The sequence below is a fragment of the Chloroflexota bacterium genome (genome assembly GCA_020161265.1).
Lineage (GTDB): Bacteria > Chloroflexota > Chloroflexia > Chloroflexales > Herpetosiphonaceae > Herpetosiphon.
This window is the reverse complement of the sequence record JAIUOC010000009.1, coordinates 381,010-389,409: the sequence shown is the minus strand read 5'-3', so window position 1 is coordinate 389,409 and position 8,400 is coordinate 381,010. Positions and strand designations below refer to the sequence as shown.

General features: G+C 49.2%; 9 protein-coding genes and 1 other RNA gene. 6 read left to right on the top strand and 4 right to left on the bottom strand.

Translation table 11 applies throughout. From position 1 onward, the window contains the following. Positions 1 to 595 precede the first annotated feature (595 nt). Positions 596 to 994 (bottom strand): LysM peptidoglycan-binding domain-containing protein, encoded by a 399-nt coding sequence (locus LCH85_21080; protein MCA0354494.1) that lies wholly within the window; start codon positions 992 to 994, stop codon positions 596 to 598. Between the two features lie 9 nt (positions 995 to 1,003). Beyond that, positions 1,004 to 2,011, bottom strand: a complete 1,008-nt coding sequence (locus tag LCH85_21075) for a stage II sporulation protein M (GenBank protein MCA0354493.1) — start codon at positions 2,009 to 2,011, stop codon at positions 1,004 to 1,006. Between the two features lie 39 nt (positions 2,012 to 2,050). Here LCH85_21075 and LCH85_21070 point away from each other — a divergent pair, with 39 nt between their 5' ends. Next, positions 2,051 to 2,878 carry an RDD family protein gene (locus LCH85_21070; protein MCA0354492.1) on the top strand — a complete coding sequence of 276 codons (828 nt, stop codon included), beginning with the start codon at positions 2,051 to 2,053 and terminating at the stop codon, positions 2,876 to 2,878. Here LCH85_21070 and miaA read toward each other — a convergent pair. Further along, a complete protein-coding gene (gene miaA / locus LCH85_21065; GenBank protein MCA0354491.1) occupies positions 2,784 to 3,734 on the bottom strand; it encodes a tRNA (adenosine(37)-N6)-dimethylallyltransferase MiaA in 951 nt (316 codons plus the stop codon). The genes LCH85_21070 and miaA overlap by 95 nt on opposite strands. Before the next feature lie 115 nt (positions 3,735 to 3,849). On the opposite strand from miaA, the gene LCH85_21060 reads away from it, so the two are divergent. Continuing rightward, on the top strand, positions 3,850 to 4,059 hold the full coding sequence (locus tag LCH85_21060; GenBank protein MCA0354490.1) for a hypothetical protein: 210 nt from the start codon (positions 3,850 to 3,852) through the stop codon (positions 4,057 to 4,059). 2 nt (positions 4,060 to 4,061) lie between these two features. After that, positions 4,062 to 5,252 carry a cysteine--tRNA ligase gene (gene cysS / locus LCH85_21055; GenBank protein MCA0354489.1) on the top strand — a complete coding sequence of 397 codons (1,191 nt, stop codon included), beginning with the start codon at positions 4,062 to 4,064 and terminating at the stop codon, positions 5,250 to 5,252. 57 nt (positions 5,253 to 5,309) lie between these two features. Here cysS and LCH85_21050 read toward each other — a convergent pair whose 3' ends face one another. After that, the gene (locus LCH85_21050; GenBank protein ID MCA0354488.1) at positions 5,310 to 5,885 is read right to left on the bottom strand and encodes a DUF1499 domain-containing protein; all 576 of its coding nucleotides are present in this window, start codon (positions 5,883 to 5,885) and stop codon (positions 5,310 to 5,312) included. Between the two features lie 222 nt (positions 5,886 to 6,107). On the opposite strand from LCH85_21050, the gene LCH85_21045 reads away from it, so the two are divergent. The 3 genes from LCH85_21045 (at position 6,108) to holA (ending at position 8,352) form a co-directional block, all read left to right on the top strand. Next, entirely contained in the window at positions 6,108 to 7,136 is a 1,029-nt protein-coding gene (locus LCH85_21045; GenBank protein ID MCA0354487.1) for a WYL domain-containing protein, read from the top strand. Between the two features lie 70 nt (positions 7,137 to 7,206). Next, positions 7,207 to 7,374, top strand: a non-coding RNA gene (gene ssrS, locus LCH85_21040) — 6S RNA. Positions 7,375 to 7,380: 6 nt separating this feature from the next. Next, positions 7,381 to 8,352, top strand: coding sequence for a DNA polymerase III subunit delta (gene holA / locus LCH85_21035; GenBank protein ID MCA0354486.1), 972 nt, complete (start codon positions 7,381 to 7,383; stop codon positions 8,350 to 8,352). Positions 8,353 to 8,400: the final 48 nt, after the last annotated feature.

Here is an 8,400-nt window from a genome sequence, read left to right as displayed (position 1 = left end):
CGAGTGCAGAAATGTATGAGAGGCACCGTCGAGACGAGACGGGAACTGGGTTGCTGTGGAGGCCGTGTGAACGGTAGAGCAGACAACAACAGACAGCCGAGCGATCATCGGTTGCCGCGCGTCGGCAAGCATTCAATCTGTGATGTGTTTATTGCAATTTTTGAAACTATAGTTATCAAGCTTATCTGTTGTTAGGTTTACCATTGGTACGTGTCGAGGTGGTTGTGACCCACGCTGCTCCATCCCGAACCAGGCCGTGAACGCGACACACACCGAGGCTACTGCAGCACCCGCTGTGGGAACGTAGGGGGATGCGTACCATCCAATCGAAGACACGCTAGATGTTGAACATCTAGCGTGTCTTTGTGTATGCTAAAGCACTTGAGCGAAGCTGGCTTCGCTCGCCTAAAATGCGAAACCGCCAGTTCATCGAACTGGCGGTTTGCTTTCGTCTTTTCGCTTCACGATAGGACTAGAGAAGTCCCTCCGTGATGCTACAATGACTACTATCATTCATTGGCATCACCTCCTTTATCCCTTGCGGTAGTTATCGAATAAAGGTTATACTGAAAGTATAGCATGCTGAAAATCGTTGTCAAGGTGTTGGAGTTAGGTCTTTAGACTGATTTAATGGCAGAGTTATTGTCAGATTGCTCGTGCCACTAATCAGCGATGGGATGATCAGCGGTTGGCCAATTGCAATAACATTGATATCTTCAAGTTTATTGGTAGCTGAAATTTCTTCTACGCTGGTATTAAAGGCTAAGGCTATCGATTCAAGTGTATCGCCATCGCGCACAATATATAAACCGAGCGGCTGGGCGGTCGGTTGTAACTCATTTTTATAGGCTTCACGGGTTGCATCTAAATCGATAGTTGGTGCCGCTGTTAGATTAACAATCGGTTTGGGAGTTGGGCGGCTAGCAACTGGTGTGCCGCATCCAACTAAAGCTGCACAAATCAAACCAATCGCTAATTGATCTCGTCGTTTCATTATGATCCTCTAGTGTGCTGGGGTTTCAAGCTTCAAGGCGCTTGCTTCAGCAGATTCTGGTTGTTGGACATTGCGTCCAGCTAATAAAAGATAGGCATACATACTGCCAGCACTGATAATACCAACTGCAATCTTAAACCACAATGGTAGATATTGCGGCGAAATAAAGCCTTCAATCAATCCCGCTAGAATCAGAAACATTACGATTGCTCCTGATACTTTGAATGACCGTTGCGCTGCAATCGCCAAGGCGGCTCGCCGCGAAACCATGCCAGGCCGTAAAATGGCCCAAGCAAGTTGTAAGCCAGCACCACCAGCAAGAAAGATAATGCTTAACTCAACTGGTCCATGCGCCGCAATAAAGCCCCATAGGTTATCGGCAAAGCCCAAATTTTGAGCTGCTCCGGATAGAATCCCTAGCATTAATCCGTTGTAATACAGGGCATAAAGGGTGAGTAACCCTAAGGTCAACCCTCCCACAAATGCTTGAAATGAGACAAAGATATTATTGGATAAAATCATAACTGCGCCTTCAGCATTGTTGTCATTTAAATCGCGCCACCATTCAGTATTGGTTCGCATATCGTCAATCACTGGCTGAAATTCAGGCGCTAAGGCTACCCCTCGCACCGGATCTTGGTAGCTGATGACCCAAGCCACAATTGCGGGGAGAAAAAATGCTAAAAATGCTATGCCCGTAAATGGTAATAGCTCACGGAAGGCTTGGGGCAGTTGATAGAGAAAGTAGTTTTTTATTCCAGTAATTGGCGAATTGCGCTCACGATAGATGCTGCTATGGCCCTTCGCCACCAAATCGTTTAAATAGATTGTCAAGGGATGACCTGGAAAATCGCGCCGCGCTTGGGCTAAATCTGAGGTCGCTTGGCGATAAAGTCGGCCTAGCTCTTGCAATTCAGTGGCATCCATGGCAATAATATTACTCTGAGCACGACTGGTTAGCTGGGTTAATCGTTCCCAAGCACGATGTTTGGCATTGATAAAATCTTCTGCTACCATAAAGCTACTCCTCTACTAGTTATATTGTTGGAGATAGAGATGATCGATAATCGTGGAAGTGATCGCTATATTATTGATACTCCCGAAAGTATTGAGTTTGGTTATGATGTGGCTGGAATCGGCACACGCTTTGTTGCAGCAGTTATCGATACGGCCTTCTTCTCAATTTTGTTGTTTCTTGCCCAACGGGTCTATATCGGAAATGATATCAATCCCAGTGATGCAGCCTATCGAATTTTCTTTTTCTTCTGTATTTTTACCGTCTTGGTTTATTATATCGCCTTTGAGCGCTTTTGGAATGGGCAAACGCCTGGCAAGCGGCTTTTGGGGATTCGAGTGGTGCAAGAGGCAGGCAAGCCATTAACCTTCACTGGCAGCTTGATTCGGAATTTACTGCGGTTAATTGATTTTGTTCCAGCCTATTATTCAACTGGGTTGCTCACGATGTTGATCGATAAGCGTGCCCGCCGTTTGGGAGATTTGGCTGCAAGCACGTTTGTGGTGCGCGATCGGCAACGGGTGACGCTTGAGATGTTGTTGCAATCAACCCGCGATGATAAAGTTGCGAGTGCGCTCAAAGATAGTGGCGCAACCTTGCCCAATATTACTGCCTTGCGCCCAAGCGATATGGATTTAGTGCAAAACTTTTTGCTGCGCCGCGCTGTTTTAGCCCCCGATCGACGTTTGCGAATTGCAACTCAATTGGCTTATGCGCTCTTTGGGCGGCTTGGCTACAGCGTGCCTGGTGATCCTGAGCAGTTTTTGCAACAAGCTAGTGATCAGTATGTGTTGGTGCGTGCTCAGGCATTGCAGCAAGCAGCGCCTGCATCTGTGCCAGTAAATCCGTATGACGGGCATCGAGGCTAACCCGATTGGGCAAACGCCGAAACCACGCGCCTTGTTTGCGGGCAAAACGATGGGTGTTGAATTTGAGTTGGCTGATGCAAGCGCCAGCACTTTGCTGGCCTTGCCACAGTGGCCGAAATTCGGCATAGCCTAACCCCGACATCGATGGTAACTCCCAGCCATAGCCTTGGCGAATTAAAGCCCAAACTTCGGCAATCAGTCCTTCGCGCACCATCACATCAACTCGTTGATCGATGCGGGCATACAGTTCGTCGCGCGGTCGCTCTAGATCAAGCGTTAATATGCGATAGGGTGGCGGATTGCGCCGCTGAAGTTGACTGATCGGCTGGCCTGTTTCATGAAAAACTTCTAAGGCGCGAATCACCCGCCGAACGTTGGTTGGGTCGATTGCTTTGGCGGCCTCGGGATCGATCGTTTGCAGTTGTTGATGGAGCGCCGTATGACCTTCGCTGGTTGCCTGTTGCTCATACCGCGTTCGTAATTCATAATTTGGCGCAACCTCGGGAATGCTCCAACCCTCAAGCAGTGCTGCCATATATTGGCCCGTGCCCCCCACCAAAATTGGCTGTTTGGCCTGCTGCTGAATTTGGGCAATTGCCGCGTAGGCCGCCGCCTGGTAGGTTGCTAGGCTATATTCCTGATCAGGATTAACCACGTCGATTAAATGATGTTTGACCAGCGCTTGCTCAGCAGGCGTGGGTTTGGCTGTGCCAATATCCATCCCCCGATAAACTAAGCGCGAATCGACTGAGACGATCTCGCCGTTCAAGGCTTGAGCTAAATCGAGTGAAAAGGCCGTTTTGCCAACCGCAGTTGGGCCAACGATGGCGATAATTAATGGTTGTGGTGCTTGCATGGCCGCTATGATACAAGCCGCCAGCGATTGTTGCAATGTTAATTGTGATCTGACGGTATTTTGGCCATTTTTGAGGTACAGTACTACAGGATAATTCTGTGTTAGAGGATCAATCATGACCGAACAACCACCCAAACGTGATGATGATCAAGGCTTCGAGGGCCAAGCTGGCTACGATAGCGGTTTTCAAGATGGCAAATATACCAATCCTGAAGTGGCCGAATCAGGTGGCGTGGAAGATCGGGCTGGCTCGTATGAAGATGGTTTGCGAATTGAACGTGACGATGCGCTTGATCAAACGCTCGACGACCAAGGGGAGGCCTAGTCGTGTTACTTTATGATACTCTGCGCCAAACCTCGGTTGCCATGGAGCCAATCGATGGCTTTGTGCGCATGTATGTATGCGGCGTGACTCCCTATGATACAACCCATATGGGCCATGCACGGACTTATGTGGTCTACGATACGATTCGGCGCTATTTGGAATGGCAAGGCTTGCCAGTGTTGTATGTGCAAAATGTGACTGATATTGATGATGATATTTTGCGCAAAAGTGCCCAACTTGGCCTAACGTGGGATGAATTGGGCCGCCAAGAGACTGAGCGCTTTTTACGTGATATGGATGCCTTGAATGTGCGTATGCCTAATCACTATGTCAAAGCTACCGATGCCATCGCCAAAATTATCGAGGTAAATAGTGGCTTGATCGAGCGTGGCGTGGCCTATGAAAATCAAGGCAATGTCTATTTCAATGTCCATGCTGATCCCGATTTTGGCAGTTTGGCTCACAGCGATTATGCCAGTATGTTGGCGATTGCCAATGAGCGTGGCAATTTCCCCGATGATCCCCATAAACGCGACCCATTGGATTTTGTGTTGTGGCAAGCGACCAAGCCCGGCGAGCCATGGTGGGATAGTCCGTGGGGCCGCGGTCGGCCAGGTTGGCATATCGAGTGCACTGCCATGGTGTTAGAGTATCTCGGGCCGCAGATCAATATTCATGGTGGCGGCAGCGATTTACAATTTCCGCATCATGCTTGCGAATTAGCCCAAGCCGAGAATTTCACTGGCCAAAGCCCGCATGTTGCTGCTTGGTCGCATATTGGCATGGTCTATTACGAAGGCGAAAAAATGAGCAAATCGCTGGGCAATTTGGTGTTGGCTAGCAAAACCTTGCAACACTACAGCGCCGATGCCATTCGCTTGGGCTTGCTCAAATATTATTATCGCGATCAATTTGAATATAGCGATGATGATGTGGCTTGGGGCGAACGCACGGTTGCACGCTTCAAACAGGCAGTCAATAGTGGCGTATCTGGTGGCGCACTTCATGCTGAAGAACTGCGCAATGAGGCAATCGCAGCACTTGATGCCGATTTTCAAACACCAACCTGTTTACAAGCGTTAATCACCTTGGCCGAAGCCAGTATTAATGGCGAAATTGATGACGCTGATTTGGCTGCTACAACTTTGCGTGAGCTAGGCGCAGTGCTTGGCTTACGTAGCGAATTGTGGTAGTTGAAATTATTAACAACAAGGGTAGCCACATTCAACTACCCTTGTTGGTGTAACGCTTTATTGGCTTGGTGTGCCTAAATCTTCCTCAAGTGCCCGTACCAGCTGGCGAATATGCCGCCGATTTGCCCCAAGATCTGCACCGCCAACCTTGGATACTGATTGAACATCCACGCGAGTTTGGCCGCCCTCATCAATAAAGGCGACAGTTAACTCATCGGTGAAGATCCCCATCATCACATTAATATCGACCTTGAGCGATGTTTGGCTATCGGAGCGATTGGTAATCGTCCAGCCACGTTGGGCCTGAATCGTGCGCACGCCTGCTTGATAGACCGTATTTTTATCGAGGGTAAAGCGTGGGGTCATCAATTCAGGCACGATCGGGGTATCGCTGGTTGCGGCGCGATTGGTGCTTAGCCCAAGCTCAAATTTATCGCGAAAGTTTGGCACAAAACGGAAGGCATAAAATATCAAGCCAAGACAAATCACGAATAGCACGATCCGTTTGCCTGGAAACACTTTAGGTTGTGGCCGAAAAATCCAACGAACTGTGGAAAAGAGCGCCATCGAAGCTAAAATGACCGAGCTTACGACGACGACTTCCCATGGGAACACATCCTGATAGTAATTCATGCATCCTCCTAGGCAAAAAAGAACGAATTACAAACATTGCCTTGGTCTTTGGCCGATAATTGCTATGCTACCACATTCAGTGCAAGCTGTTGACGAGCCTCGATTGCTCGCTACACGAGTGATTGTCGTTGATCTTGTACAATTTGTTTGCAGTCCCATATGTGCCCCACGTTCCACACCACAACAATCTGAATGGGCTTATTTTGGAATAGTGAGGAATATGTGAACACAAAACGACAAGCACGCGGGATTAAGCGTTCATCGGTAATGAAGGTGCAGCGTCAGATGTTGTTGCTGCGTTGTTTGGGCAGCGGCCCCAAAACCAGCGAGGCCTTGATCGACGAAGTTAATGGCCAGATGCTCGAAGCGTATCCCAAAGCGGCCCGCGAGGCGCTCCGCCACGATCTACGGGCTTTGCGCGAGGTCTTTGGTTGTGTGATCGAATACACGGCTTCGGTGGGGTATCGTTTGGTCAGCGTTGGCGATTTGGCCTTGCTCAATTTAACCAACGATGAAATCGCGGCGCTGCGCTTTCTTGATGCAACCTATACTGCCAATAGCACTTTTCCCGATCATCAACAGGTGCGGCGGTTGGTTGAGCGGATTATCGATTTCTTGCCAATCGAGCGGCGTGGAGCCTTGAATGTGGGCGAGCCAGTTTTGCAGCAGGCTGGCCCAGTTGCGCCGTATGAACATGATCCGCAAATTATGCGCAGCTTGCGTAAAGCCCTTGCCCAGCGCCGCGAAATTCGTTTTCGCTATACTTCAAGCCAACGTGATGGTGAGGAGATGCATCGGGTTGGACCAGTTAATATTTTTACTCGCGATGGCCATATGTATCTTTTGGGCTATTGTTTTGATGGTCCGCAACAGATGGTCGAGCGGATTGGCCGCTATGTTGATTATCGCATCGACTATATCAGCAAAAACAGCTTAACAATTTTGCCCCGGGTCTTGCCACCAGCGCTGCCCAAACGCCCAACTTGGACAGTTAAATATGAGTTGCGTGATGTCGTTGCCCGCAATAAAAAAGTTGCCCATTGGTTTGCCAACACTAAAATTGAATATCGTGATGATGGCTCGGCCTTGGTGACGGCCACGGTGCATAATCTCTGGCAAACGCGCCAAATTCTGTTGCGCTACTTGGAGAATTGTCGTGTGCTAGAGCCACCCGAATTGATCGATATGATGCGGGCGACGGCCCAGGGCTTGCGTGATTTGTACCCACCCAGCACCAACGAAATTGGTTAAGCTGATATTCTAGTGTTAGGATACTAGTTGGTGGTTTTTGCAGATCTGAGTGGGCTATAGTACAATAGGGTGCACCCTTCGCTGTACGTGCGGTGGGAATTAGTTTTGAGCCAACACTTTATGAAGGGGAGCCGGGTTCCGCGACTAGTGCGGCTGGTGCTGTACGACTCAAGGGCTGGCACCCACCTGCGAAAGCAGGTTCAAAACTACCCCGCTCACGGCTGATAGAAGGGTGTTTACTTTTATGTTGTATCTCTTTTTTGGCCCCGACGATTATACCCGCCAAGCCACGATCAACGCGCTTAAGGCGGCCTTTCCACCTGATGCCGCTGCCTTTAATGTGGTGGTGCTCCACGGCAAATCGATCAAACTCAACGAAGTGCGCACTGCTTGCGAAGCGTATCCCGTTTTTCATGATCGCCGCTTGGTGATTGTGCATGATCTGTTGAAGCATGCCAAATCGGCTGAAATGCGTGATGGCCTCAAAAGCTTGGTGCAGCGCTTGCCCTCGACCACCGACCTTGTGCTCAACGAAAGTGATGCCCCCGATAGTCGTTTGAGTGTGGTCAAAGATATTCAGGCTCTGGTCAAAACTAAACAAGCCGAACAGCGCGAATTTAATTTGCGTGAAGGTAATGCGCTCATCGCTTGGATGCAGCAAGAAGCCCAATCCAACGGCGTGCAATTACGCCCTGATGCCGCCCAACATTTGGCCAATTATGTGGGCAGCGATGGCTGGATGCTGCATAATGAAATTGCTAAATTAGCCGCCTATGTTGGCGAAAATGGCACAATCAGCATTCGCGAGGTCGATTTGCTAGTAGCTGATGAGACAGAAACCAACTTATTTAATTTTATCGATGCATTAAGTACTCGGCGGGGTGCGGCAGCGGTACAAGGCTTAAATGGCTTATTAGCCGATGATGCTGCGCCGTTGTACATTTTGACCATGATTGCTCGCCAAGCACGTTTGATGTTGGCGGCGCAGAGTGCTGGACGTGTTGCACCCGATGAATTAGCCAAACTTTTGGGTCAAAAACCGTTTGTGGCTCGCAAAGCAGCTGAACAAGCCCGTAACTTCAGCCCAACCGAGCTGCGTATGCTCCACGAACGGGTGGTGCAGATTGACCACGGGATTAAAACAGGTAAAATCGACGCAGAAGGCGCACTAGCTAGCCTCGTTGGCGATTTTGGCTTTGTGCCAAACCGAAAATAATCATTTTAAGGCTTAGATTGCGGTTAAACCTATTGCGTAGAGCGATGC

What these genes read in the sequence shown, in the direction of transcription:
- LCH85_21075 (MCA0354493.1), bottom strand. Translation starts at nt 2,011, where the DNA reads ATGGTAGCAGAAGATTTTATCAATGCCAAACATCGTGCTTGGGAACGA.
- LCH85_21080 (MCA0354494.1), bottom strand. Translation starts at nt 994, where the DNA reads ATGAAACGACGAGATCAATTAGCGATTGGTTTGATTTGTGCAGCTTTA.
- LCH85_21070 (MCA0354492.1), top strand. Translation starts at nt 2,051, where the DNA reads ATGATCGATAATCGTGGAAGTGATCGCTATATTATTGATACTCCCGAA.
- LCH85_21060 (MCA0354490.1), top strand. Translation starts at nt 3,850, where the DNA reads ATGACCGAACAACCACCCAAACGTGATGATGATCAAGGCTTCGAGGGC.
- holA (MCA0354486.1), top strand. Translation starts at nt 7,381, where the DNA reads ATGTTGTATCTCTTTTTTGGCCCCGACGATTATACCCGCCAAGCCACG.
- miaA (MCA0354491.1), bottom strand. Translation starts at nt 3,734, where the DNA reads ATGCAAGCACCACAACCATTAATTATCGCCATCGTTGGCCCAACTGCG.
- LCH85_21050 (MCA0354488.1), bottom strand. Translation starts at nt 5,885, where the DNA reads ATGAATTACTATCAGGATGTGTTCCCATGGGAAGTCGTCGTCGTAAGC.